Source organism: Nocardia sp. NPDC055029 (assembly GCF_053608525.1).
On the sequence record NZ_JBSGVQ010000030.1, the window covers coordinates 38016 to 62652 of the forward strand.

Annotated in this window: 23 protein-coding genes; 11 read left to right on the forward strand and 12 right to left on the reverse strand. The window is 69.1% G+C overall.

Annotated features, from left to right (window positions below; genetic code table 11):
- The first annotated feature begins 16 nt into the window (after positions 1 to 16).
- A complete protein-coding gene (locus ACWF9G_RS23755) occupies positions 17 to 700 on the forward strand; it encodes a hypothetical protein (RefSeq protein WP_452517974.1) in 684 nt (227 codons plus the stop codon).
- A 45-nt stretch (positions 701 to 745) separates the two neighbouring features.
- Here the strand turns inward: ACWF9G_RS23755 and ACWF9G_RS23760 are convergent, their stop codons facing one another.
- The 5 genes from ACWF9G_RS23760 to ACWF9G_RS23780 all read right to left on the reverse strand — a co-directional run bounded on the left by ACWF9G_RS23760 (position 746) and on the right by ACWF9G_RS23780 (position 8692).
- Positions 746 to 1597, reverse strand: coding sequence for a 3-hydroxybutyryl-CoA dehydrogenase (locus tag ACWF9G_RS23760; protein ID WP_452517976.1), 852 nt, complete (start codon positions 1595 to 1597; stop codon positions 746 to 748).
- A gap of 165 nt (positions 1598 to 1762) precedes the next feature.
- Positions 1763 to 3256, reverse strand: coding sequence for an APC family permease (locus tag ACWF9G_RS23765; RefSeq protein WP_452517978.1), 1494 nt, complete (start codon positions 3254 to 3256; stop codon positions 1763 to 1765).
- Between the two features lie 30 nt (positions 3257 to 3286).
- Complete coding sequence (locus ACWF9G_RS23770) at positions 3287 to 4366, reverse strand: Glu/Leu/Phe/Val dehydrogenase dimerization domain-containing protein (protein WP_452517980.1); 1080 nt, start codon at positions 4364 to 4366, stop codon at positions 3287 to 3289.
- Positions 4367 to 4528: 162 nt separating this feature from the next.
- The gene (locus tag ACWF9G_RS23775) at positions 4529 to 8008 is read right to left on the reverse strand and encodes an indolepyruvate ferredoxin oxidoreductase family protein (RefSeq protein WP_452517982.1); all 3480 of its coding nucleotides are present in this window, start codon (positions 8006 to 8008) and stop codon (positions 4529 to 4531) included.
- A 198-nt stretch (positions 8009 to 8206) separates the two neighbouring features.
- Positions 8207 to 8692: an Lrp/AsnC family transcriptional regulator gene (locus tag ACWF9G_RS23780; protein WP_379305226.1), complete on the reverse strand. Its 486-nt coding sequence runs from the start codon at positions 8690 to 8692 to the stop codon at positions 8207 to 8209.
- Positions 8693 to 8813: 121 nt separating this feature from the next.
- Between ACWF9G_RS23780 and ACWF9G_RS23785 the strand changes: the two genes are divergently transcribed.
- A complete protein-coding gene (locus ACWF9G_RS23785) occupies positions 8814 to 9872 on the forward strand; it encodes an alpha/beta hydrolase (RefSeq protein WP_452517984.1) in 1059 nt (352 codons plus the stop codon).
- 103 nt (positions 9873 to 9975) lie between these two features.
- Here the strand turns inward: ACWF9G_RS23785 and ACWF9G_RS23790 are convergent, their stop codons facing one another.
- From ACWF9G_RS23790 to ACWF9G_RS23805, 4 genes are all read right to left on the reverse strand, one after another.
- Positions 9976 to 10311, reverse strand: a complete 336-nt coding sequence (locus ACWF9G_RS23790) for a BP74-related protein (protein WP_379305222.1) — start codon at positions 10309 to 10311, stop codon at positions 9976 to 9978.
- 164 nt (positions 10312 to 10475) lie between these two features.
- Positions 10476 to 11507: a TlpA family protein disulfide reductase gene (locus tag ACWF9G_RS23795; RefSeq protein WP_452517987.1), complete on the reverse strand. Its 1032-nt coding sequence runs from the start codon at positions 11505 to 11507 to the stop codon at positions 10476 to 10478.
- A gap of 138 nt (positions 11508 to 11645) precedes the next feature.
- Positions 11646 to 12413 (reverse strand): MspA family porin, encoded by a 768-nt coding sequence (locus ACWF9G_RS23800; RefSeq protein ID WP_452517989.1) that lies wholly within the window; start codon positions 12411 to 12413, stop codon positions 11646 to 11648.
- A 144-nt stretch (positions 12414 to 12557) separates the two neighbouring features.
- Entirely contained in the window at positions 12558 to 12716 is a 159-nt protein-coding gene (locus ACWF9G_RS23805; RefSeq protein WP_452517991.1) for a hypothetical protein, read from the reverse strand.
- On the opposite strand from ACWF9G_RS23805, the gene ACWF9G_RS23810 reads away from it, so the two are divergent.
- From ACWF9G_RS23810 to ligA, 4 genes are all read left to right on the forward strand, one after another.
- Complete coding sequence (locus ACWF9G_RS23810; protein WP_452517992.1) at positions 12715 to 13941, forward strand: cysteine desulfurase family protein; 1227 nt, start codon at positions 12715 to 12717, stop codon at positions 13939 to 13941. The two genes, ACWF9G_RS23805 and ACWF9G_RS23810, sit on opposite strands and share 2 nt — an antisense overlap.
- Positions 13941 to 15044 carry a tRNA 2-thiouridine(34) synthase MnmA gene (mnmA, locus tag ACWF9G_RS23815; RefSeq protein WP_452517994.1) on the forward strand — a complete coding sequence of 368 codons (1104 nt, stop codon included), beginning with the start codon at positions 13941 to 13943 and terminating at the stop codon, positions 15042 to 15044. The genes ACWF9G_RS23810 and mnmA overlap by 1 nt, the downstream gene beginning before the upstream one ends.
- 116 nt (positions 15045 to 15160) lie before the next feature.
- Positions 15161 to 16237 carry a methionine synthase gene (locus ACWF9G_RS23820; RefSeq protein WP_452517996.1) on the forward strand — a complete coding sequence of 359 codons (1077 nt, stop codon included), beginning with the start codon at positions 15161 to 15163 and terminating at the stop codon, positions 16235 to 16237.
- 84 nt (positions 16238 to 16321) lie between these two features.
- Entirely contained in the window at positions 16322 to 18424 is a 2103-nt protein-coding gene (gene ligA / locus ACWF9G_RS23825) for an NAD-dependent DNA ligase LigA (RefSeq protein ID WP_452518028.1), read from the forward strand.
- A 56-nt stretch (positions 18425 to 18480) separates the two neighbouring features.
- Here the strand turns inward: ligA and ACWF9G_RS23830 are convergent, their stop codons facing one another.
- Both ACWF9G_RS23830 and ACWF9G_RS23835 read right to left on the reverse strand, forming a co-directional pair.
- A complete protein-coding gene (locus ACWF9G_RS23830; RefSeq protein ID WP_379305204.1) occupies positions 18481 to 18831 on the reverse strand; it encodes a hypothetical protein in 351 nt (116 codons plus the stop codon).
- 154 nt (positions 18832 to 18985) lie between these two features.
- Positions 18986 to 19624 (reverse strand): PadR family transcriptional regulator, encoded by a 639-nt coding sequence (locus ACWF9G_RS23835; protein ID WP_452517997.1) that lies wholly within the window; start codon positions 19622 to 19624, stop codon positions 18986 to 18988.
- A 120-nt stretch (positions 19625 to 19744) separates the two neighbouring features.
- On the opposite strand from ACWF9G_RS23835, the gene ACWF9G_RS23840 reads away from it, so the two are divergent.
- The 5 genes from ACWF9G_RS23840 to ACWF9G_RS23860 all read left to right on the forward strand — a co-directional run bounded on the left by ACWF9G_RS23840 (position 19745) and on the right by ACWF9G_RS23860 (position 23840).
- Positions 19745 to 20683: an ATP-binding cassette domain-containing protein gene (locus ACWF9G_RS23840; RefSeq protein WP_452517999.1), complete on the forward strand. Its 939-nt coding sequence runs from the start codon at positions 19745 to 19747 to the stop codon at positions 20681 to 20683.
- Positions 20680 to 21486, forward strand: a complete 807-nt coding sequence (locus ACWF9G_RS23845; RefSeq protein WP_452518001.1) for an ABC transporter permease — start codon at positions 20680 to 20682, stop codon at positions 21484 to 21486. Before ACWF9G_RS23840 ends, ACWF9G_RS23845 begins: the two co-directional genes overlap by 4 nt.
- Before the next feature lie 117 nt (positions 21487 to 21603).
- On the forward strand, positions 21604 to 22788 hold the full coding sequence (locus ACWF9G_RS23850) for an AAA family ATPase (protein ID WP_379305196.1): 1185 nt from the start codon (positions 21604 to 21606) through the stop codon (positions 22786 to 22788).
- Positions 22789 to 22896: 108 nt separating this feature from the next.
- Entirely contained in the window at positions 22897 to 23244 is a 348-nt protein-coding gene (locus ACWF9G_RS23855; protein ID WP_379305194.1) for a hypothetical protein, read from the forward strand.
- 74 nt (positions 23245 to 23318) lie between these two features.
- A complete protein-coding gene (locus ACWF9G_RS23860; RefSeq protein ID WP_379305192.1) occupies positions 23319 to 23840 on the forward strand; it encodes a GNAT family N-acetyltransferase in 522 nt (173 codons plus the stop codon).
- A 10-nt stretch (positions 23841 to 23850) separates the two neighbouring features.
- Here ACWF9G_RS23860 and ACWF9G_RS23865 read toward each other — a convergent pair whose 3' ends face one another.
- A complete protein-coding gene (locus tag ACWF9G_RS23865; protein WP_379305190.1) occupies positions 23851 to 24501 on the reverse strand; it encodes an ACT domain-containing protein in 651 nt (216 codons plus the stop codon).
- Between the last annotated feature and the right edge of the window lie 136 nt (positions 24502 to 24637).

Here is a 24637-nt window from a genome sequence, read left to right on the forward strand (position 1 = left end):
TAGGAAGGTTCGACATATGAGCACACAATGGTCACTGCGCACGACGTTCGTCGCGGGCATTCTGGGCGCCGCGGTGTTCGCCGCGAGCGCCCCAGCACTGGCTGAGACTCCGCCAGGCGCTGAGCCAGCGGGTTCGAATGCCGTCGCCACGACGCAGGGCCTGGTCCTGGACCTGAATCATGTCGGGCTCGATCCCATTCCCATGGCCAGCCTGCCGGTCCCGGTGGGCGAACCCGGCGGCACGGCGGATCCGATCGCGGTGCCCGTTCCCGCGCCGACCGACGTGCTGCGGATCGGCAATGTCCAGGTCGCCAGACCGGACTTCATCCCGCCGGAGCAGGTCGCCCAGTTCAACGACACACTCGGCGGCGCGGAGACCGCGCTGGCGCGGATGCTGGACGGGCAGGGGTTCGCACCCGCCCGGTCGGATCAGATAGCCGCCAACGTGTTCGGCAGGGCCGCGCAGGGTGCGGCGGTCGGTGCGATCGTGGCCAGTCCGATCGCCGCGGCCGCCGCGATCATCGGCGTGGCCGTCGGCCTCGTGGTCGCACTCCCCTTCGCGCCCGCCGGGCTCATCTTCATGCCCATCATCGCCGCCAGCCTCGCCGTAGGCATGGTGGTGGCGCCGTTCGCCGCGGTCGGCGCGGGCGTCGGGGCTGTCGTCGGCGGCGTCGAAGCGGCGCAGGCACCCGCACCCTGAGTCTCGGCAGACCCGCAGGAGCGGTGCTCCTGCGGGTCATGGCGATCAGCTCGCGTAGTCGTAGAACCCGCGACCGGACTTGCGGCCCAGGCGACCCGCGTCCACCATCCGGCGCAGCAGCGCGGGCGGGGCGAGGTGCGGCTCGGCGAACTCGGCGTACAGCGACTCCGAGGCGGCCAGCGCGATGTCGAGGCCGACGGTGTCGAGGAGGGTCAGCGGGCCCATCGGGTAGCCGCAGCCGCCCTTCATGGCCGCGTCGATGTCCTCGGCGGTGGCGTAGCCCGACTCGAGCATCCGGATCGCGGAGCACAGGTACGGGATGAGCAGCGCGTTGACGATGAAGCCGGAGCGGTCACCGGCCTGCACGGTCATCTTGCCCAGGGTGTTCTTGGCGTAGTCGGTGACGGCCGCGGCCGCCTCCGGCGCGGTCACCAGGGTCGAGATGATCTCGACCAGCGGCATCACCGGCACCGGGTTGAAGAAGTGCACGCCGACGACCCGCTCGGGACGCTCGGTGGCACCGGCCACCTTGATCACCGGGATCGAGGAGGTGTTGGTGGCGAGGATGCCCTCGGGCTTCACGATCTTGTCGAGCTTGCCGAAGATCTCGTACTTCAGCGATTCGATCTCCGGCGCGGCCTCGATGACCAGGTCGCGGTCGGCGAACTCGTCGATGTCCAGGGTGACCCGCACGCGCGCGATCGCCGCGTCGGCCTCCTCCTGGGTGATCTTGCCGCGGGCGACGCCCCGGCTGATCGAGGTCGCGATGCGCTGCTGCGCGGCGTCGGCGAACTCCTGCTTGGTCTCGAGCACCAGCACCGAGCTACCCGACTTGGCACAAACCTCCGCGATGCCGGCACCCATGGTGCCGCCACCGATCACTCCGATCAACTCCACTGCAGAACTCCCAACATCGCATTGCCCTGGCTGTCCCGGGGATTATTTCACCCGGGCTGGCACTCAGTGCCACAGGCTGTCGAAAGCGCTGGCCACCCGGGGTGCGAACGCCGACCGGGCCGCCACCGGCTCACGGGTGAAGCGGTGGCGGCCCAGCGGATTCGGCTATCGCACCGGCGTCAGCTCCGGCTCGTCGGGTTGCCGTCGGTCGCGACCGAGGGCCGAGTGCCTGCGGCCGTAGGCGAAGTAGACGATGACACCGAGAGCCATCCAGATCACGAAGCGCAGCCAGGTCTCGATCGAGAGGTTGACCATCAGCCACAGGCAGGCCAGCGCGCCGAGAATGGGGACCACCGGGACGAACGGGACGCGGAAGCCGCGCGGCAGATCGGGGCGGGTCCGGCGCAGCACCAGCACGCCGACCGACACCATCACGAACGCGACCAGGGTGCCGATATTGACCATTTCCTCGAGCGTGCCGAAGTCGACGAAACCGGCCAGCAGGGCGCAGACCACGCCGACGATCACGGTCAACCGGACCGGCGTGCCCTTCTTGCCGGTCTGGGCGAGGCCGCGGGGCAGCAGACCGTCACGGGCCATGGCGAACAGCACTCGCGTCTGGCCGAGGAACATCACCATGACCACCGTCGACAGACCGGCGAGGGCGCCGATGGCGATGATGTTCTTCACCCAGGTCGCGCCGTGGATGGCGAAGGCCGTGGCGAGGGTGGCGTTGCCGTCGGCGAGTTCGGTGTAGGACACCATGCCGGTGAGGATCAGCGACACCGCGATGTAGAGCACCGTCACGATGGCCAGCGATCCCAGGATGCCGCGCGGGATGTCGCGCTGCGGATTGCGCGTCTCCTCGGCGGTGGTGGCGACCACGTCGAAGCCGATGAAGGCGAAGAACACCAGGCTGGCCGCGGCGAGCAGGCCGTACCAGCCGTAGCTGGTGCCACCGGATCCGGTGAGGAAGGCGAACAGCGACTGCCGCAGCCCTTCGGCCTTCTCCGACGGCGCCGAGGTCGGAATGTAGGGCGTCAGGTTCGACGGCTTGAAGTAGGTCGCGCCGACCACCAGCACCAGCGCGATCACCCCCAGCTTGATCGCGACGGCGATGGCGGAGACCCGCGACGACAGCTTCGTCCCGGTCGCCAGCAGCACGCCGACCACCGCGATGATCACGACCGCGCCCCAGTCGAAGGTCACCGACCCGAAGTGGACCACCGGCGCCGACGACCCGAGCACATTGCCCAGATACTGCGACCAGCCCTTGGCGACCACGGACACCGCGAGCGCGAATTCCAGGATCAGATCCCAGCCGATGATCCAGGCGATCACCTCACCGAAGGTGGCGTAGGCGAAGGTGTACGCGCTGCCCGCCACCGGAACGGTGGAGGCGAACTCCGCGTAGCACAGGGCCGTCAGCCCGCACGCGATCGCCGCAAAGACGAAGGCGAGCGAGACCGCGGGTCCCGCCACCGTGCCCGCGGTGCGTGCGGTGAGGGTGAAGATGCCCGCGCCGATCACCACCGCGACACCGAAGATCGTCAGGTCTTTCGCCGTCAGATCCTTGCGTAGCTTGGAATCCGGGTCGTCGGTATCCCGGATGGACTGTTCGACTGATTTGGTGCGGAACAAGCCGCTCGCGATCGCCACTGTGGTCTCCTCTTCGAAACTCGGGCGCGCTCAGAGCGACCGGGGGATGGCGTCGAGACGCCGCTCGGCGAATCGGTTGGCGGCAGCACCGGTGCCGATGCCCTCGGCCTTGGCAGCGGCGATGATCTCGCGGCAGCGCGGATAGATGTCGGCGACCTCGGCTTCCACCTCGGCAGGGGCGGCGGCGCGCAGCTCGCCGGCCACCTGGATGAGTCCGCCGCCGTTGGCGACGAAATCGGGCACCCAGGTGATGTCGCGATCGGTCAGCGCCTGTTCGATCTCGGGCGTGGCGAGCTGGTTGTTGGCCGCGCCGCAGATGAGCTTGGCCTCGATCGTCGCGGCGCTCGACGCGGTGAGCGTGGCGCCCATCGCGCACGGGGCGTACACGTCGACCGGCGCGGTGGACACCGTGGACAGCAGCCGCACCGCGGGCTGTTCCGCGGCGATACGCCGCAGCGCCGCCTCGTTCACATCCGTCACGCAGACCTCGGCGCCGTCGGCGAGCAGCAGGGCGGTGAGCTCGCGGCCGACCTTGCCGACGCCCTCGACACCGACCGTGCGACCGGCCAGTGTTGGCGCGCCCCAGACGGATTCGGCGCCGGCCCGCATCGCGTGGAACACGCCGAGCGCGGTCAGCCGGGCGCTGTCACCGCTGCCGCCGGCGGCGACGCTGCGGCCGGTGACGTAGCGGGTGTGCCTGCCGATCACATCCAGGTCGTCGGTGTTGGTGCCCACATCGCCCGCGGTGATGTAGCGCCCGCCGAGCGTCTCGACGAAGCGCGCGTAGGCGGCGAGCAGTCCCTCGCTCTTCATGGTCGCCGGGTCACCGATGATCACCGCCTTGCCGCCACCGAGGTCGACGCCCGCGGCCGCCGCCTTGTAGGTCATGCCCCACGACAGCCGCAGCACGTCCTGCAACGCCGCGGATTCGTCGGCGTACGGGTAGAAGCGAGTCCCGCCAAGGGCCGGGCCGAGCGCCGTCGAGTGGATCGCGATGATCGCCTTCAGCCCGGACCTGTCGTCCTCACAGAACACCACCTGCTCATGGGCGCGGGCGCTCAACTCGTGCGATCGGCCGAAGACTCCCGCCTCGGTGTGCACAACGGTCACTGTGGATTCCTTTCCTGTTGCCGCCCACCACGGGTCGTGCCTGGGTGCGGCGGTGTGTGGTGCCGCGGGTCCGCGGCGGTTTTGAAGAGCCGCAGGTACGCGGCGGTGTTGTGGTGCCGCGGGTTCGCGGATGCTGTGGCGCCGCGGCGTGTTGCGTGCCGGTCAGTACTCGATGCCGAGCTCGCGCAGTCCGGCGCGGTACAGCTCGACATTGCCGAGCTTCACGTCCTCGTAGCCGCGCACGACATCGGGAAGTGCGGCGGCCGCGGTGGCCGTGTCGTAGTTCTCCGGGTCCAGGTCGCTCGCCAGGCGAGCCACCATGGCGGTGTAGTGGGCCAGCAGTTCCCGCTCGACCTTGCGCACGTGGGCGTAGCCGAAGGGATCGAGCCGGGTGCCGCGCAGGAACTTGCCCTTGGCGAGAACCTTCAGTGCCACATGAGATTTCGGTGCGAGCCCGATCTTCTTGCGACGGCCGAGCGCGCGCAGGGCCGGGGGATGCAGCTTGTAGGTGAGCTTCTCGCCGCCCGGCACCTGGGCCTGGACCTCGGCCAGGAACGCCGGATCGACCAGCAGCCGCGCCACTTCGTACTCGTCCTTGTAGGCGGTGAACTTGTACAGCCCCCGCGCCACCGCCTCGCTGAAGTCGGTCCGCTCGCCGAGCGCCCGCTCCGCCGTCCAAGCGAGTTCGACGGTCTCGACATACCGCCGAGCCACCGTGGCGTTCTGATAGCCGACAAGCTCGGCCGCCCGCAGTTCCACGAGCCGGCGCACCTCACCCTCGAAGCTGGTGTGCGCCAGCACTTCCGCGGGCACCGTCGGCGTGGTCCGCCGCGGCTGCCCCTCATCGACAGCCGCGGCGAACGCCGCCGGATCCGCGACGGCGACACGTCCCCAGCGGAAGGCCGCGATCGTCGCGTCCACCGCGACGCCGTTGATGCCGATGGCCTCCTCGATCGCCGCTACGGGCAGTCGCAGGCCGCCGGACTGGACGGCGGCGCCGACGATCAGGAAGTTGGCCGCCGCGGTGTTGCCGAACAAGGTCTGCGCTGCCGCGAGTGCGTCGAAGTGGCTGATCGAATTCGTCACCGTCGCAAGCCGATCCAGCAGCGTATCGGTGGCGGGGTAGGTCACCGACTTGTCGTAGACCATGTCGCCGGTCGGGGTCTGGCTCGTCGAGGCCACCGCCACGGTGCTCGCCGCGTCGCCGTACTGGAGAGAGCGGGGATCGGTCGCGGTGAGCAGATCGACGGCGAGCAGGCAGTCCGCGCTGCCCGGGGTGAGCCGGTTCGACGGCTCCAATTCCGTTGTGGAGAACCGCAGGTGAGAAACCACAGGCCCGGCCTTCTGGCTCAGGCCGATCTGATCCAGGCTCTCGACCTCGTATCCGGCGCGCAGGGCGGCCGTGGCCAGCACCTGATTCACCGTCACGATGCCGGTGCCGCCGATGCCCGCGATCAGCACGTTCTGGGTCCGCTGCGGTGCGCCGACGCCGGGGTCGGCGACCACGGGCGGCTCGACGATTTTGCGGCGCCCGTTCTTGGGCTTGTCCTTGTCCGGGACCACTTCCACCGTGACGAACGACGGGCAGTCGCCGTCCAGGCAGCTGTAGTCGGTATTGCACGAGGTCTGATCGATGCGGGTCTTGCGCCCGAATTCGGTGTCGACCGGCTGCACGGAAAGGCAATTCGACTTGGTGCCGCAGTCGCCGCAGCCTTCGCAGACGGCCTCGTTGATCACCACCCGGGTGGTGCGGACCGGCAGCGCGCCGCGCTTGCGCTGCCTGCGCGCGTCGGCGGCGCAGTGCTGGTCGTAGATCAGCACGGTGACGCCCTCGACCTCGCGCAGCAGCCGCTGCGCCTCGTCGAGCCGGTCACGATGCCACAGCAGCGTGCCCTTGGCCAGCGCCCGCTTGTTGTGGCGCTGGGGTTCGTCGGCGCAGATGATGATCTTGCGGACGCCCTCGACGGTGAGCTTGTGGGTCAGTTGCGCGACGGTGAGCCCGCCCTCCACGTCCTGGGCGCCGGTCATCGCGACGACCTCGTTCCACAGCAGCTTGTAGGTGATGTTCACCCCGGCCGCGACGCAGGCCTGCACGGCCAGCTGGCCGGAGTGGAAGAACGTGCCGTCGCCGATGTTCTGGAACAGGTGCGGCACGTCGGTGAACGGCGCCTGCCCGATCCACTGGCTGCCCTCGCCGCCCATCTGGGTCAGCCCGGTGACCGCGCTGTCGGCGCGGCCCGACATCGTCACCAGCGTGTGGCACCCGATTCCGCCGCCGCCGATCGAGCCGTCGGGCAGCGCGGTGGAGCGGTTGTGCGGGCAGCCGCTGCAGAAGTACGGCGTCCGCTTGGCGGACAGCACCTCGAGCGGAAGCGGCGGCGGGGCAGCCCTTTTCAGCTCGACCCGCTCGCGAAGTACCCGGCGCAGCGGCGCCAGCAGCCGTCCCGCGGTGAGCTCGCCGTCGACCGGCATGAGCCGTCCGCCGCGGGCGTCGTGCTTGCCGAGGACGCGTGGCGCGCCTGCGGTGCCGTAGAGGATCTCGCGGATCTGGGTCTCGATGAACGCGGTCTTGTCCTCCACCACGATCAACTCGTCGAGACCGCGGGCGAACTCGGTCACAGCGGCCGCGCCGACGGGATAGGGCATGCCGATGCGCAGCAGCCGGATTCCGGCCCGGTGCATGGCCGCCTCGTCGACGCCGAGGTCGAGCAGTGCCTGGCGGACCGCGTCGAAGGTGGTCCCGGTGGCCGCGATGCCCACCTTGGCTTCGGCCGGATCCACCTCGATGATGTCGAGGGCGTTGGCCGCCGAGAAGGCCTGCACGGTCGCCCAGCGCGGCCCGTAGAGGTCGGCCTCGGCGAGCACGCTGTCGGTCGGCGCCGCCATCGGCCGCTGCCGGTAGGTGAAAGGCTGTCCCTCCCACTGCACTTCGGGCACCGTGACGGCGAGATCGGCTACGTCCGCGTCGACCGTCCACGCCCCGTCGGCGACATCGGCGACGATCTTCAGCGCCACCACGCAGCCCGAGGCCCGCGACATCGCGATGCCCTGCATCCCGAGGGTGATGATCTCCTCGGCGTTGCGCGGGAACAGCACCGGAACGCCCATGGCGGCCAGCGAACGCTCGCTGACGGCGGGCACCGTCGACGACTTCGACGCCGGATCGTCGCCGACCAGCAGCAGGACGCCGCCGCGCGGGTTCACGCCGTACATGTTGGCGTGGCGAATGGCGTCGGTCGCGCGGTCGACACCCGGGCCTTTGCCGTACCAGACGCCGACCACGCCGTCGTGGGTCGCCCGCCCGGCGGGCAGGTCGGCCTGGCTGCCCCACACCGAGGTGGCGGCCAGTTCCTCGTTGAACCCGGGGACGAAGGTGATGTCGTGTTCGGCGAGCACGTCCGGCATGCCGAGCAGCATCTTGTCCACCCCGCCCAGCGGGCTGCCCTGATACCCGGAGACGAAGGTCGCGACCCGGCGCCCGGCGCGGATATCGCGCACATGCTGTTCCACCAGGAGCCTGGCGATGGCCTGGACGCCGGTGAGCAGGACCGGGCCTGCCCCGGAGCGATAGCGATCGGCGAGGTCGTAGGGCGCGGCAGGCTCGGCCTGCGGCCGGGCGGTCGGACAGACGACGGTGGTCATAGACGCCTCACCACACTTTCCACAACCCAGATCGTGAGCTGCGCAACGAAGGAACTTGCTATCGGTGCAGCGAAATGTGCCGTGGAGGGGTAATCGGTGTCAACAGTCAGTCGAAAAGTTGATCAGTCTGCTCAAAAGTGATCTGGACCACTGAGGCGGATGTGTCAATCTGCTCGAGGTAAGGAGACCTGCGTCACATCAGGGCTGGTTTGCGTGCTTGGTCAGATGGTCGACCAGCGGCAGGCTTCGATACTTGATCGGAGTGGCCAGCGCGAGCATCGTCTCGGTGTGATTCACGCCGTCGATGGCATGCACCCGCTGGATGATCTCCAGCAGATCCTGCTGTGATTGCGCGGCGACGCGGACCAGCAGATCGGCGCGACCGGTGGTGGCGTGCACTTCGAGGACGTGCGGGAAGCCGCGCAGCGTCTCGATGATCGGATCCATCTTGTTCTGATCCAGTTCGATGCCGAGGAACGCGTGCACGGCGAAGCCGATCGCCTGCACATCGATATCGGGCGGAAAGCCGCGCACCGCGCCCGAGGACTCCAGCCGCTTCATTCGCGCCTGCACCGTGTTGCGGGCGATGCCGAGCCGCTGCGCCAGCTCGAGAATCGGCGCCCGCGGGTCGCGCGCCAGTTCGGCCAGCAACGCGGCGTCGAGAGCATCGAACTTGATGGTCATGCCGCATTGTGGCACGGCGGAAACCGGCCCTGCTCGGCGGAAGCTCTTCGGGAACCGATAAGGTGATACAGGGGGTTACAGGTAGTTTTCCCTCGTCGTCGCGATTCATCCGGAGATTTACATGGGCCCCTTGTCGGTTGCGCTGCGCAACGCGGTCGCACTCTTCAGCGACGGCGTCGAGCCGTACACGCCGACGCCGTCGGACATCGTCTACGACGAACCGCACCGCCGGCTCCTGCGCTACCGCCGCGCCACCCCCGCCACGGGCGATCCGGTGCTGCTCGTCCCGCCGCTGGCGGTGACCATTTCCTGCTACGACATGCGGCCGAGCCAGAGCCTGGTGCGCTTCCTGCTCGACCTGGGTCGCGAGGTCTATGTGCTCGACTACGGCGAGATCACCTACGCGGACCGCGATCTCGGCTTCGAGGAATGGGTCGACGACATCGTGCCGACGGCGATCGCCACCGTCGGCGCCGACGCGGAGGGCGCTGTCGACCTGATCGGATGGTCGTTCGGCGGCACCATGAGCGTGCTCACCGCCGCGGCCCACCCGGACCTGCCGATCGGCTCGGTCACCGCGGTCGGGACCCCGTTCGATCAGCGCCGCAATGGCCAGATCTCGCTGGCCCGCAGGCTCGGGCAGCTCACCGGCGGTCGCGAAGTCACCTTCCCGGTACGGGTCGCCGGTGGCGTCCCGAAGTACGGGGTGCGGGCCGGATTCCGCATCCAGTCGATCGACCGTGAGCTCACCAAGCCCTGGTACATCGCCCGCAATATCGCCGACACCGAAGCACTGGCCCGCATGCAATCGGTGGATCGATTCATGGACACCATGCCCGGCTACCCGGGCAGGTTCTACCGTCAGGCCTATCGCCAGCTGATCATCCGCAACGAAATGCTGAAGGGCACAGTGCATTTGCGCCCCGACCGCGCGATCGACCTCACCGAACTCACGGCGCCGACCCAGCTGATCGGCGGCACCAAGGACGCCCTTGCCTCCTCGGCGTCCGTCGCCGCGGGCGTCCAGGTCCTCACCGGCGCGTCCGAGGTCCGCTTCGCCGAGGTCCCGGGAAGTCATCTCGGCATCATCGCGGGCCCCGCCGCCCGCGACACCACCTGGGCGACCATCGCGGACTTCCTCGGCAGCGTGCGGTCATCCACGCCGTCGCCGACCCGCTGACCGGGCGTCGGCCGCGGGAACGAGTTGCGGGCGCGCGAGCTCTGAACCCGGCAGACCCCGGCCGAAAGCACTCGGCCGGGGTCCGCCGCCGACGGCGTAGCCGCTAGCGGATCTCTCGGGTGAGCCGGGACGACCACGGACACCAGAAGCAGCCCGGCAGGAAAGCGCCGCAGGCCTCGTCCAGGTGGTCTTCGAGGTAGTTGATACCCGCGTCGCAGACCTCGATCGCCACGGTGAAGAAGGTGATCGTGTCCGGGTCGAGGTGGAAGCTCCAACCCGGGTTGTACTCGACGGCCTGTTTCCTGATGCGGCCCATGACATGGACCGACATCTGCTCATCGCCGGACAGAATCCGACGCGCTTCCGCGATGCGCTGCTCGTTGGTGAGCCGGATAACGAATTCCTTGCCGGAGTAATCGGTGAATGCGAAGTCCGCCATGACATCTCCCTGCCAAAAGTAGTGGATGGGGTTTGCGTGCGGTTCTGCATCAGAGCACTCAATATCGTATCGGCGTGCGAGCGCTGTTGTAAACGAAATTCTTTGTGCGCCAATCAAAATTCGACTGGACGCCCGTTTCCGGCGGCGGTAACCAGGCTGAGGGGTCAGTTCGGACGGGAGATAGCGGCGTGGTCGCCATTGCTTCGAGAGGAAAGCTGGGTTCGGATGGACTTCCCGGCAAAAGTCAATTCACGGATCGCGATAGCGCCGCGCGCAACGGGCGCGGCGACTCGGCCCTCGACGTCGATCAGCACAGCCGACGGTGTGCCGCGGACGCGGTAGCGCAGCGCCGCCTCGTTGCTCTGCTGGACCAGCGACGGGATCTCGCCCAGACCCTGTTCGATACCCCACACGGCCTGCTCATCGGCGTCGCCGTTCCCGACGACGACCATGGTCATGGCCGTGCGCGCCCGCCACCGCGGCAGCTCGCGGGCCAGCGCGGCGCACATCTCACAGCCCGGATGCACGAACACCAGCAGCACCGCCCGGCCCATCGACAGCAAATCCGCGAGGTTCGTGCGGGCGCCCGCGACGTCGAGCAACTCGAACTCCGGTGCGACCGAGCCGACCGGCAAGCCCTCGGCGCCCAGCGTCGAGAGTGCCTGCTCGTCCAGGCGCCGTCGCAGCGCGCCGACCTGGCCGGCCAGCCACGCCAGGACCCCGCACAGCAGCGCGCCGAGCGCGAGCCCGGTCGCGGCATCGGCGGCCAGTCCCGCGGGCACCGAGGGATAGGCCGACGCGCCCCACAGGACCAACACCGCGAGCGCCATCAGCAGGCCGTTGCGCACGATGCTGCGCGTGCCGATCGGCCTACTACTCGCCGCGCCGAAGCATGAGCACGAGGGGTGCTTGCCGCGCCGCAACAAGCCGGCCATGACCACCGTGAACACCGTCAGCAGGAGCAGCGCGCCGACGGCTGCCGCGGCGGCCGTCCACGGCAGCACGACGCCGACCGCCAGCACCGCCTCGGCGATCGGCAGCCCCCACGCCACGGCGGGCACCCACCGCACCGGCACCTCGAACTCGCCCACCGCCTGCCGCGTACCGGCGCGATCGGCCAATTTCCCCCAGGCCGACAACCCGAACACCACGGCGAGCGTCAACCGCGTAACCCACACCCCGTATTCGATCAGCATGAGTCGCACCCTCCCACATCAGCGGCTATTCGAATTCCAAATCGCGGGCAGAGTATTCGACGTGTTGCGACATCGGGCAATTACGCCGCGGAGGGCGAGCCGACTCGGTCCGTGACGGTGAACTGCGTGCGGGACTCTCTACAGTGTGGTGGGCTCGCCGAACACCGCTCCGCTGTCGTCGACTTCGGGTGTTCTGGTTTGCACGTAGGTGTATTGGCGGATGGTGGCCGGGCCGATGCAGTTGTCGACTTTGATGTGAAAGTCGCGGGTCACGATCCGCACGGTCTTGCCCGGGATGAGTGGCTTGCCTTCCCCGATATCGACGTTGGTGATGTCGCCGGGTTGCAGTTCCAATTCCAGGAACAGACCCGGGTCCACCGCGATGGCGGGGAGGATGCCGTTGAACTCCTGAAACTGTCGCTGTTCGGTCTCCTGTGCTTGCCCGGACTGGTCCGTATGGGACCGCACCGTCTCGCCGGAACTCGACTGCTCGACGGTGTCCGACTGCGACTGCTCGGTCGCCTGCCGCTGCACCTGCTCCGTCGCGGCGTTCTGCTGCGGCCCCTCGAGCCCGAATTCCGTGGTGGGATCGATGCCGGGGAGCGCGACATCGAGCCTGGCCGCGCAGCCGACGGTGTATCCGGTCCTGAGCACGCCCTCGGCCTGCCCGTCGAGCCGTCCGTACGCGACAGTGGAGACCAGCGCTTCACGGCTGGTGGGGGCGCCGTTCAACGGCGCGATTCGATAGACGGCTTCATTGTGTGTGCCGACGGTGAAACTGCCCATATCCGACTCGAAAGTCTTCTCGTGCGGTGGCAGATTGACGGTATCGGCATGCGCGGTCGGCTGCGACAGTAAGGCCAGCGCTGAGGCGACGTAACTGACTCTGCGGATGATTCGCAACATGACCTTGGACAATAGTGAATGCGACCGCAGATTCCGCTGCGTCACGCGGGCGCGTGTCCCGACCGATGCGGCTTGTTGTTCGCTCGTTCATCCGGCACCACACCGGTGGTGCGGTTCGCTGGCCGATCGACGTCGTGGTCGCCGTCAGAAGGCTGTCTCACCGGCCGTCTCGCCGCCGGTCCAGGAATACAGATGGGTGATACCCGTGTTGAGGATCCTGGGTAAATCGTAGAAGCAGCGTAGAGAGCAGGGGTGGACCCCGAAGATGCCCAGGTCAGCGGTGGTATAGGCTTTGTTGGTCATGAAGTCGGCTTATACGGGTCCGGTCAACGGTGCGCCCAAGACGGTCTACCTCGACCACGCGGCGACCACTCCGATGTTGCCCGCCGCCGTCGAGGCGATGACGGCTGCGCTGAGCACGGTGGGTAATGCCTCGTCGCTGCACGGATCCGGGCGTGCCGCACGGCGGTCGCTGGAGGAGGCGCGCGAGTCGATCGCGGCCGATCTGGGGGCGCGGCCGTCCGAGGTGATCTTCACCTCCGGTGGCACCGAGAGCGACAATCTGGCCGTCAAGGGCATCTTCTGGGGCCGCAGGGCGGGCGATCCGCGGCGCACCAGGATCGTCACCAGCGCGGTCGAGCATCACGCGGTGCTCGACGCGGTCGAGTGGCTGGAGAAGCACGAGGGCGCGCGAGTCACCTGGTTGCCCGTCGACGCCGAGGGTGTCGTCTCGCCGCACGCGCTGCGCGAGGTGCTCGCCGAGCAGGCCGACGAGGTCGCGCTGGTCAGTGTCATGTGGGCCAACAACGAGGTCGGCACCGTCCAGCCGATCACCGAATTGGCCGCCGTCGCACAGGAATTCGACGTTCCGATGCACAGCGACGCGATCCAGGCGGTGACCCAGCTCCCCATCGATTTCGGCGCGAGCGGGCTGGCCGCGCTCAGCGTCGCCGGGCACAAGGCCGGCGGTCCGCACGGCATCGGCGTGCTGCTGCTCGGCAGGCAGGTGCCGTGTGTGCCGCTGGTGCACGGCGGCGGACACGAACGCGACCTGCGCTCGGGCACCTCCGATGTGGCCGCGGCCGTCGGCATGGCCGCCGCGCTGCGCGAAGCGGTCGGTGACCTGCCCGCGCGCGCCGAGCAGCTGCGCGTCCTGCGCGAGCAGCTGATCGACGGTGTGCGGGCCGCGGTACCCGACGCGGTGCTCAACGGGCCCGTCGACGAGCGGCGCCTGCCCGGCAACGCCCACTTCACCTTCCCCGGCTGCGAGGGCGACTCGCTGCTCATGCTGCTCGACGCCGCCGGTGTCGAATGCTCCACCGGGTCGGCCTGCAATGCGGGCGTGGCCTCCCCGAGCCATGTGCTGATCGCGATGGGTGTCCAGCCGTGGCAGGCCCGCAGTTCGCTGCGGTTCTCGCTGGGGCACACCTCGACCGGGGCCGATATCGAGACATTGTTGACCGTTCTTCCGCAGGTCATCGAACGGGCCAGAGCCGCGGGCATGGCCGGCGCTAGAGGAGGTGCCTGATGCGAGTACTCGCCGCGATGAGTGGTGGCGTCGATTCGGCGGTGGCCGCGGCGCGGGCCGTAGACGCCGGCCACGAGGTGGTCGGGGTGCACCTGGCGCTGTCGGCGACGCCGGGCACGCTGCGCACCGGTTCCCGCGGGTGCTGCTCCAAGGAGGACGCCGGTGACGCGCGCCGCGCCGCCGACGTGCTCGGTATCCCGTTCTACGTCTGGGACTTCGCCGACCGCTTCAAGGAAGACGTGATCGACGATTTCGTCGCCGCCTACGCCGCGGGCGAGACGCCCAACCCGTGCCTGCGCTGCAACGAGAAGATCAAGTTCTCCGCCCTCGCCGATCGCGCACAGGCACTCGGCTTCGACGCCGTCGTGACCGGCCACTACGCCCGGCTCTCCGACGGCGTGCTGCGCCGCGCGGTCGACGCCGACAAGGACCAGTCCTATGTGCTCGCGGTGCTCACCGCCGAGCAGCTCGCGCGCGCGATGTTCCCGGTCGGTGACACCCCGAAGCCGCGGATCCGCGAGGAAGCCGCCGAGCGTGGTCTGGCCGTGGCGAACAAGCCCGACAGCCACGACATCTGCTTCATCCCCTCCGGGGATACCCGCGCGTTCCTCGGCGCCAAGATCGGCATCCGTCCCGGTGCGCTGGTCGATTCCGACGGCACCGTCCTCGGCGAGCACGAGGGTGTGCACGGATTCACCGTGGGCCAGCGCAAGGGTCTTGGCCTGACCCACACCGCCGCCGACGGCAAGCCGCGCTATGTGACCGGTATCGATCCCGATTCGGGGACGGTCAGCGTCGGTTCGGTGGAGGACCTCCAGGTCGATGTCGTCGCGGCCGATCGCGCGATCTGGACCTCCGGCGTGCGCCCGAGCGAGCCGGTGGAGTGCGTCGTGCAGGTGCGTGCGCACGGCGGCACCGCGCCCGCCGTCGTCGAGCCCGCGGGTGACGGGTTCGTCGCCCGGCTGCGCGAACCGCTCACCGGTGTCGCCAAGGGTCAGGCGATCGTGCTCTACCTGCCTGATGCCGAGGGCGGGGACACCGTGGTCGGCAGTGGCACCATCAACGGCACCGATCGCGCCGGCGTCTCGGCGGACGCGGTCTAGGGCTCACCCGCGCACCTCGTTCACTCTCGCGCCGATCGGTCGACAGCAGGACCATCGGAGCGTCCGCACCGTCCGGGTGGCGGCTCCGTTTCGACGACACGAAAGGTGTTGAGCGCGTGACACTCTGGCGAAGCGAGGCCTCGCACGAAGCCGCCGCACCCGAACCCGTCGACCCGCTCGTGGCCGGCATCGCCACCGGGATCGGCTCCTGGCCTGGCACCGATCCCCGCGAGGCCGCCGCGACGATCATCGGCGAGCTGCCCGACCTGCCGCACCTGGTCGAGCTGCCCGATCGGGGTGTCGGCGCCGACACGATCGGCCGGGTCTCGGCCCTGCTCGTCGACCTGCGTTTCGATTCAACGACGCGTGGTTACCGCTTGGCCGCCCGCCCCGGTGCGGTGTCGCGCCGGGCCAGGGATCTCCTGCGCGCCGACCTCGACGCCATCGAAGAAGCCTGGGAGACAGCGGGTCTGGCCGGCGCGGGTCGCGTGGTGAAAGTCCAGTCGGCGGGCCCGCTGACCCTCGCCGCCGAGGTCGAGCTGCCCGGCGGTCACCGCATCCTCACCGATTCCGGTGCGGTGCGCGATCTTTCGGAGTCGCTCGCCGAGGGGCTGGCCCGGCACGCCGCGGAGGTTCGCCGCCGCCTCGGCGCGGAGGTCGTCATCCAGCTGGACGAACCCCGGCTCACCACGGTGCTCGACGGCTCCCTGACCGGGCCGAGCATCCTGAACACCATTCGCGCACTGCCCGAACCCGAGGCGCTGCACATCCTCGACACGGTGATCGACGCCCAGTCCGCGCCGGTCCTGCTGCACACCTGCGCGTCCCGTCCCGCCCTCACCACGCTGGGCCGCACGGCCGCCACCGGGATCTCCTTCGACGCCTCGACCATCACCACCGCCGACCTCGACGCGCTCGGCGAGATCCTCGACTCCGGCAAGAAGGTCGCGCTCGGCCTGACCCCGACCGCGGCCCCGGCGACGCCGATCACCTGGCGCGAGGTCGCCGAACCCGGTGTCCGCCTGATCGACCGCCTCGGCTTCCCGCGCAGCGTCCTCGCGGACCGGATCCTGGTGACCCCGTCCTGCGGGCTGGCGGGCGCGCCGCTGTCGTGGTCGCGCAAGGCGCTCTCGCTCACCGGCGATGTCGCCCGCGCGTTCGCCGAGGAACCGGAGTCGATCACCGTCGAGTGAGCCGCCGACAGGCCCCGCGACGTGCGGGAACGGTCGCCGGAAGTGTCGGTGGGCTCGACTACTGTTCGACAGGTGAGTGACAGCGTGGTTTCCGTGAGTGCCGAGCCGGGCGCGACCCCCGAGCAGCGGGTGCAGTGGCAGCAGCTGGCGGACGAGGTGCGCGAGCACCAGTTCCGCTACTACGTGCGCGACGCGCCGACCATCACCGACGGTGAGTTCGACACCTTGCTGCGGCAGTTGCAGGCTCTCGAGGAGGCGCACCCCGATCTGCGGACGCCGGATTCGCCGACCCAGCTCGTCGGTGGCGGGTTCGCCACCGAGTTCACCGCCGTCGACCATCTCGAACGGATGTTGTCGCTGGACAACGTCTTCGACTACGACGAGCTGCGCACCTGGGCGAGCCGGGTCGAAGCCGAGGCCGGGCCCGACCTGCACTACCTCTGCGAGGTCAAGATCGACGGCGTCGCGCTGAACCTGGTGTACGAGAACGGCAAGCTGGTGCGCGGCGCCACCCGCGGTGACGGCCGCACCGGCGAGGACGTCACCCTCAACGCCCGCACCATCGAAGACATCCCCACCGAGCTCACCCCGACCGAGGATTTCCCCATCCCGGAACTCCTGGAAGTGCGTGGCGAGGTGTACTTCCGGCTCGAGGACTTCGAGACCCTCAACGCCCAGATCGTCGCCGAAGGCAAACCGCCGTACGCGAATCCGCGCAATACCGCGGCCGGTTCGCTGCGCCAGAAGAACCCGGCGATCACCGCTGCGCGCAGGCTGCGGATGATCTGTCACGGCTTCGGCCGCATCGAGGGTTACCGCCCGCAGTCCCAGCACGAGGCCTACCAGGCCCTGGCCGCCTGGGGCCTGCCGGTCTCCGAACACACCCGCCTGGTCAGGGGCATCGAGGCGGTCATCGAGCGGGTCGCCTACTGGGGCGAGCACCGCCACGATATCGAGCACGAGATCGACGGTCAGGTGATCAAGATCGACGAGATGGCGTTGCAGCGCCGCCTCGGCTCCACCTCCCGTGCGCCGCGCTGGGCCATCGCCTACAAGTACCCGCCCGAAGAGGCCACCACGACACTGCTCACTATCGAGGTGAATGTCGGGCGCACCGGCCGGGTCACCCCGTTCGCGGTGATGTCGCCGGTCTCCATCGCCGGCTCGACCGTCGCCATGGCCACCCTGCACAACGGCTCCGAGGTCAAGCGCAAGGGCGTGCTGATCGGTGACACCGTCACCATCCGCAAGGCGGGCGACGTCATCCCCGAGGTCCTCGGTCCCGTCGTCGACGCCCGCACCGGCGACGAACGCGAGTTCGTGATGCCGACGCACTGCCCCGAATGCGGCACCGAACTGGCCCCGGCCAAGGAGGGCGACGCCGACATCCGCTGCCCCAACCAGCAGCACTGCCCAGCCCAGCTGCGTGAACGCGTCTTCCACCTGGCGGGCCGCGGCGCCTTCGACATCGAAGCCCTCGGCTACGAAGCCGCCAACGCCCTGCTCACCTCGGGCGCCATCACCGACGAGGGCGATCTCTTCGCACTCGACGAGCAAGCCCTGCTCGGCGTCCCGCTGTTCACCAAACAGGACGGCACGCTCTCCGCCAACGGCGCCCGCCTGCTGGAAAACCTCGACGCCGCCAAGGACACTCCGCTGTGGCGGGTGCTCGTCGCCCTGTCGATCCGGCACGTCGGCCCGACCGCCGCCCGCGCCCTCGCCGCCGAATTCGCCGGCCTCGACCGGATCGAAGCGGCCACCGGCGAAGAACTCGCCGCCACCGACGGCGTCGGGCCCACCATCGCCGCCGCGGTCGTGGAGTGGTTCACCGTCGACTGGCATCGCGCCATCGTCGACAAATGGCGCGCGGCAGGCGTCCGGATGGAAGACGAACGCGACGACTCCATCGAACGCAACCTCGACGGCCTGTCCATCGTCGTCACCGGCTCCCTGCAGACCTTCACCCGCGACGGCGCCAAGGAAGCGATCCTGATCCGCGGCGGCAAGGCGGCGGGCTCGGTCTCGAAGAAGACGGCGTTCGTGGTGATCGGCGAAGCGCCCGGCTCGAAGGCGGCCAAGGCCGAGGAGCTCGGCGTGCCGATCCTCGACGAGGACGGGTTCCGGTTGCTGCTCGAGGGGGGACCCGCCGCAGTGTCACCCGCGCCGGAGTCGGCCGAGGGCGAGTAGTCGTCGGCGGGATCCGCTGTAGCACAGCGGATCCCGCACCCGACTCGGCGCAATTCTCAGTTCGGCGTGACGGTCACCGTCGCCCCGGTCTGCCCCCGCAGCTGGAACGACGCACACTGCCCGTTGCGAATCTCGACATGCCGCCGCAGCTTCTTGCTCTCGCTGTCGATATCGATCGTCACATCGGTACTGGTCATCGAGCACACCTTCGACACACCGGCCAGCACATAGGTCTTCGACCCGGCCCCCTGACACGAGTTCGTCTCGTCCCCGAGAAACACCCGAGCGGTCCCGTTCGGGCACGGGTCGGCCACCGCGTTCGGCGCGCCGAGCAGCACCACCGGCACGGCGGCGCCGACCGTCACCGCCGCGACGACAACCCCGCGAACCATCATCCGAACAGCCATCCTGCGCACCCATCCTCGTCGTCGACGCCGGCCCGTCGACCGGCCGGTCGCGGTGTGCCCCGCATGCTAGTGCGTCGCAGGCGGACACGCCCGGCTACCGCCGGCGACCGAGGGTGTGAATCCGCAGGGTGCGGGTAGCGATTCGCGGCGATCGTCAGCGGGAGTCCGCGGGATGGGGTCCCGTCGCGAACGGGTTGGGTTCATCGTCGGCGAGCACACCGACGAACGGGTCACCCTCACCGGCGAAGGTGTAGGCGCCGCCTTCGATGCGGTCGATCAGGCCGTGGGTCCATGCCGCTTCGCTGTCGGCCGAGTGCACCCACATGTTCATGATCTCGCCGATGTGGCCGAGCTGTCCGGGGCCCTGTTCCGGTGTGTAGTACTCGGTGACCGAGGCGCGCCACTGTTCGAGCCCGGCGATCCGCCGGCGGAGGAGGGTGACGGCCTCGTCGCGGGGCAGGTCGACGATGAAGCCGATGCCCGCCGAGAGCATGTCCATTTTCTGGTCGTAGGAGGTCAGGGCCTGGCGCAGCAGGGTGAAGTACTCCTCGGTGCCCTTGTCGTTGATCTCGTATTCGACGCGGGGCGGACCGCCGACGGTGCTCGGGGCGACCTCGTGTTCGACGAGGAGTCCTTGCTTGGCCATCTGCTTGAGTGCGTGGTAGATCGAGCCGGGCTTGGCGTTGGACCACTCGTGGGCGCCCCAGAACTCCAGGTCGTTGCGGACCTGATAGCCGTGTGCTCGTCCGTGCTGCCGGACCGCGCCGAGGACAAGCAGGCGGATCGCTGACATGGACGCTCCCTTCTGATCAACTTTGACCAAACTAGCAGTATTCAAGTTTGACTAATCCCTGCGGGCGCCGTACCTTGGCCGTCTAGTCAAATTTGATCAATGAGTGATGGAGGGGCTGAAGTGACTGACCACGATCCGGCGATCGTCGTCGAAGGCCTGCGGAAGAACTACGGGGCCAAACGGGCGCTAGACGGCCTAGACCTCGCTGTGCGGGCCGGTACCGTCCACGCCGTGCTCGGCCCGAACGGCGCGGGCAAGACCACGGCCGTGCGCATCATGTCGACACTGCTGCGTCCCGAAGCGGGGCGGGTCGAGGTGGCGGGCCTCGACGTGCGCACGGACGCCGACCGGGTGCGCTCCCGGATCGGGCTGCTCGGCCAGAGCGCGGCCGTCGACGAGGAGCTCAGCGGACGGCAGAACCTGGAGATGTTCGGGCGCCTCTACCACCTGGGCGCGCGCCGCGCTGGCGTCAGGGCCGACGAGCTCCTGGCCCGGTTCGGGCTCGCGGACACCGGACCGAAGGCCGTCAAGCAGTACAGCGGCGGCATGCGCAGGCGGCTCGACCTCGCCGCGTCGCTCATCTCCGAGCCGCAGGTGCTCTTTCTGGACGAGCCGACGACCGGGCTCGATCCCCGCGGCCGCACGGAGGTGTGGAATTCGGTGCGGTCGCTGGTCGACGGCGGCACCACCGTCCTGCTGACCACGCAGTACCTGGAGGAGGCCGATCAGCTGGCCGACCGGATCTCGGTGATCGACCACGGCAAGGTCATCGCGGAGGGCACCGCCGACGAGCTGAAGACGAAGACGGGTGGTGACCGCATCGACGTGGTCCTGCACGACACCTCCCAGCTGGCGCTCGCGGCCTCGCTGCTGCCCGGCGATGCGGTGGTGGACGAGGACCGGCGGATGGTCAGCGCCTCGGTCAGCGACCGGATGGCGGCCTTGACCGAGACAGTCCGGGCGCTGGCGGCCAACGGGATCGAGCCCGAGGACATCGCGGTCCGGCGCCCGACGCTCGACGAAGTCTTTCTGCACCTGACGAAGGAGAACGCGGCATGAGCACGACGCAACAGCGGGATTCGGCGCTGAGCTGGGTGGCGGCCGACTCCTGGACGATGACCAGGCGCGAGCTGGCGCACTGGGTGCGCCAGCCCGTTCAGGTGGTCATCGGGCTGGTCTTCCCGGTGATGCTGCTGCTGATGTTCGGCTACCTGATCGGTGGCGGACAGGGTATCGAGGGAGATTTCACCGACTACCTGGTCCCCGGCATGCTCACCATGACCATGGCGTTCGGTCTGGAGGCGACGATGCTCTCGGTCACCCAGGACCTGAACAAGGGCGTCATCGACCGGTTCCGCTCGATGCCGATGAACTCGGCCGCGGTGCTGGTCGGGCGCAGCATCGCCGACATGCTGCAATCGGCGGTCGGGCTGACCGTGATGATCGCGGTCGGGTACCTGATCGGCTGGCGCTGGCACGGCGGATTCGCCGCGTTCCTGGCCGCGGTGGGGCTGCTGTTGCTGCTTCGGTTCGCGATGCTCTGGATCGGCATCTACCTGGCGATGGTCGCGGGCAAGCCGGAACTGGTGCAGGCGGTACAGATCCTGGTCTTTCCGGTCGCCTTCCTCTCCAATGCCATCGCCTCGCCGGAATCGATGCCGTCCTGGCTGGGCGCGGTCGTCGAATGGAACCCCATGTCGGCCACGGCCACGGCGGTGCGTGGCCTGTTCGGTAACCCGGTCGCGACCGGCGACTCCTGGGCCGCGGCCAACGCGGAACTGCTCGCGGTGGCCTGGCCGGTGGCCTTGATCGTGGTGTTCTTCCCGTTGGCGGTCTCGCGGTTCAGGGATCTGAGCCGCTAGCGAATCGGACCCGCTCCGGCCGAGTTCGGCTCGCCGACTCGGCCGGGCGGGACGCGTCCCTTAGTCTGGCCAAAAGATTCGGAGAGGCGGACGAGCCACGTGCTGCGTAGTTTTCAGGTGACCAATCACCGATCGCTGGCCGAGGCGCAGCAATTGCGGCTCAGCAAGGGCGTCGGTGGGCCGGTGGCGGTGCCGGTGACCGCGGTGCACGGCGTGGCCGCCGCGGGGAAGACCAGCCTGATCGACGCGCTCGCGCAGATGCGCGACGCGGTGCTGCATTCGGTGAGCGGCTGGGATCCCTATGCGGGGCCGGTGCGCAGGCCGCATCTCGGGTTCGCCGACCGGCCCACCGAATTCGTGGCGGGGTTCGTGGCCGAGGGGGTGCCCTACACCTACGGGTTCCGGCTCGACAACGCCGATGTGATCGCGGAGTGGCTCTACACGCATCCGCGCTCGCGCAAACGGATCGTGTTCGAGCGCACCGGTGATCAGATCAAGATCGGGCCGATGTTCGAGCCCGCGCGCTACGGGGTGGCGGCGCTGGTGCCGTTGGTGCGGCCGAACGCCCTGCTGCTGAGTCTGGCCGGGCAGATGTACGCCGAGGCGCTGGTGCCCGCCTATCGCTGGTTCGCGGCGAACCTGCAGGTGCAGCAGGGCGACGCGGGCGGCGACGAACTCGCCAACGACCTCGGCAGCCACATCTCGCGCTCGCCCGACAATGCCGCGCGGCTGCTGATGCTGTTGCGGACAGCGGATCTGGGCATCGAGGATCTGCTCGTCGCCGAGCACGATCCGATGTACGCCGACTACCTGCGTGACCTGGATGCCGAAATCGGCGCGCTGGCAGCACAACTCGACCACGGGGGCGCCGACCCGATCCTGCTGGAACGCGAACTCAGTACGCTGCGCGCCGCGCGGGACGCGCTGTACCGGCGGATGGTGGATCGCCGCGGCCCCGGGCTGAGCCTGGTGCACGAGGGGATCGACGTGCCCTTCGAGCTCGCCGACGCGTCCACCGCTACCCGCTCGCTGCTGCGGGTGCTGCCCGCCATGCTCGAAGCGCTCGACACCGGGCAGGTGCTGGCCGTCGACGATCTGGGCGCGGGCCTGCCGGTGGAGGAGACCGACCGCCTCGTCCAGCTGTTCCAGAACCCGGAGACGAATGCCCGTGGCGCGCAACTGATCTACACCACGGCCAATCGCGCGCTGATCGATCGCGGCAACGGCCGGTCGCAGCGCACCCGCAGCGCGGTCTGGCAGCTGCGCCGCGAACAGGGCGTCAGCGAGCTCACGCCACTGTGAGGCGGGCGCGCGGGCGCGCGGGTCGGGCATAACGGGCGCTGCCGGCGAAGCCGTCGACAGACCAGCGCACGGCCGGAGCGAAGGCGGAGGTACGCCTAGCATGGAGGCATGCTCGAAGTGGTGATGGCGGCGGCCATGGTGACGATGCTGGTCGTGACGATCGGCGCGGTGTTGGCCGCCCGCACCGGGAAGGGCGGGGGAGCGCGTCTCGAACACGGGTCGCTCTACATCACCGGGGTCAGCGCGCTGCCCGCCATGACCGGCGAGCACTACGTCACCATCACCGGCACGCTGACCGGCCCGTCGGTCACCGGGGTCGTGGTCTACCGCCGTTTCGCCTGGGACGCGGCCCACTGGCCCGCGATCGGTGACCAGCTCGCCGTCGCCTACCCGCCGCGCAACCCCGACAACTGGGTCGCCGATCACCCCGGCCTGCGGCCCTACCTCGGGTCGTGAGCCGCGAGCTCACCGGCGACCAGATTCGCGGGTGAGGGCGAGCTCACAGCGGTGCGGGTGGGATCATTCTTCAGATGCACGGCATATCAGCCCTCACCCCTGGCACCGGCCTCGAGATCCGTACCGCACACCCCAGCGAATACGACGCGATCTCCGCCATGACCATCGACGTGTACGTCGGCGACGGTTACGTCTCACCCGAGGACGACTACGTCACCGAACTAGGTGACGTCGCCCATCGCGCCACCGAAGCGCAAGTCCTCGTCGCCGTCAACGACGACGAGGTCGCGGGCTCGCTGACCGTCGCGAAGCCGGGCACCCGCTATGCCGAGATCGCCCGTCCCGGCGAACTCGAGTTCCGCATGCTCGCCGTCGCGAAGCGGGCCCGCGGTCTCGGCGCCGGCACCGCGCTGGTACGCGCGGTCATCGCCGAGGCGGAGGCGGGCGGGTACGACGCGGTCGCGCTCACCACGATGGCGACCATGGTCGACGCGCACCGCATCTACGAACGTCTGGGCTTCGTCGCTGTGCCGGAACGCAATTGGTCACCGCACGAGGGTTTGCAGCTCTACGTCATGCGCCTGGCGCTCGCCTAGGCGAGGTCCCTCACTGCAGGACGGTGGCGACGATGCCGGCGAGGTAGCCGAGGCGGGCGACCTCCGACGGGCGGAAGTCCGGTCCGCCCGGCCTGCCGAGCAACAGCGACCTACCCGAGTTGCCGAGCGGCGCTGCCGCCAGTTTGGTGTCCATGTCGCGCCAGATCTGCGGCACCCACTCGGCCTCGCCGTCGAGCCACGACGGCTTCTCCAGCGGCATCCACGGCGCCGAACCCGCTTGTGTCTCAGGGGCACTCGGGCTGCCGACGACGCGGTAGGCGCCGGCCGGGCCCATCCCGATGATCGTCGACCAGCCGACGCGCAGCACGCGCGGCACACCGTCGACGAGGACCTGCAGCCGGTCGTCGCGGGCGCTGGCGACCTGGTCGATCAGCTCGAGCTCGCGATGGGTGTCCAGCACGCCGGAGTACGGGCGGATGGAGTCGACGCTCACATCGTGCACCGATTCCGCGGCGGTGATCAGGGTGTCGGGCAGCGCGCCGGTAGGAACCTCGACCACCAGATCGTCGATCGCGAAACCGGCGCCGCGTTCGACGACATCGAGCGACAGGATGTCCGCGCCGACCCCGCCGAGGGCGAGTGCGAGAGAGCCGAGGCTTCCCGGTCGATCCGGAAGTTGCACGCGGAGCAGGAATGACACGTGCGTTCCTTTCCTAGGGCCGGGGTTGTTCGAGACGAATACCCGGTGACGCCATACTTACACCCCTGAACGCGGGCTGCACGACTCGAAGTATGACCCCAACGGCCCGACATGCGCGAACTTTCGCGCGAGCCGA

Bases quoted from the DNA above. Each gene is read 5' to 3' on its own strand.
- ACWF9G_RS23830 (WP_379305204.1), bottom strand. From the start codon at position 18,831: ATGGCTGTTCGGATGATGGTTCGCGGGGTTGTCGTCGCGGCGGTGACG.
- ACWF9G_RS23810 (WP_452517992.1), top strand. From the start codon at position 12,715: ATGAAGTCGGCTTATACGGGTCCGGTCAACGGTGCGCCCAAGACGGTC.
- mnmA (WP_452517994.1), top strand. From the start codon at position 13,941: ATGCGAGTACTCGCCGCGATGAGTGGTGGCGTCGATTCGGCGGTGGCC.
- ACWF9G_RS23845 (WP_452518001.1), top strand. From the start codon at position 20,680: ATGAGCACGACGCAACAGCGGGATTCGGCGCTGAGCTGGGTGGCGGCC.
- ACWF9G_RS23780 (WP_379305226.1), bottom strand. From the start codon at position 8,692: ATGACCATCAAGTTCGATGCTCTCGACGCCGCGTTGCTGGCCGAACTG.
- ACWF9G_RS23805 (WP_452517991.1), bottom strand. From the start codon at position 12,716: ATGACCAACAAAGCCTATACCACCGCTGACCTGGGCATCTTCGGGGTC.
- ACWF9G_RS23800 (WP_452517989.1), bottom strand. From the start codon at position 12,413: ATGTTGCGAATCATCCGCAGAGTCAGTTACGTCGCCTCAGCGCTGGCC.
- ACWF9G_RS23860 (WP_379305192.1), top strand. From the start codon at position 23,319: ATGCACGGCATATCAGCCCTCACCCCTGGCACCGGCCTCGAGATCCGT.
- ACWF9G_RS23855 (WP_379305194.1), top strand. From the start codon at position 22,897: ATGCTCGAAGTGGTGATGGCGGCGGCCATGGTGACGATGCTGGTCGTG.
- ACWF9G_RS23790 (WP_379305222.1), bottom strand. From the start codon at position 10,311: ATGGCGGACTTCGCATTCACCGATTACTCCGGCAAGGAATTCGTTATC.
- ACWF9G_RS23755 (WP_452517974.1), top strand. From the start codon at position 17: ATGAGCACACAATGGTCACTGCGCACGACGTTCGTCGCGGGCATTCTG.
- ACWF9G_RS23775 (WP_452517982.1), bottom strand. From the start codon at position 8,008: ATGACCACCGTCGTCTGTCCGACCGCCCGGCCGCAGGCCGAGCCTGCC.
- ACWF9G_RS23795 (WP_452517987.1), bottom strand. From the start codon at position 11,507: ATGCTGATCGAATACGGGGTGTGGGTTACGCGGTTGACGCTCGCCGTG.
- ACWF9G_RS23835 (WP_452517997.1), bottom strand. From the start codon at position 19,624: ATGTCAGCGATCCGCCTGCTTGTCCTCGGCGCGGTCCGGCAGCACGGA.
- ACWF9G_RS23785 (WP_452517984.1), top strand. From the start codon at position 8,814: ATGGGCCCCTTGTCGGTTGCGCTGCGCAACGCGGTCGCACTCTTCAGC.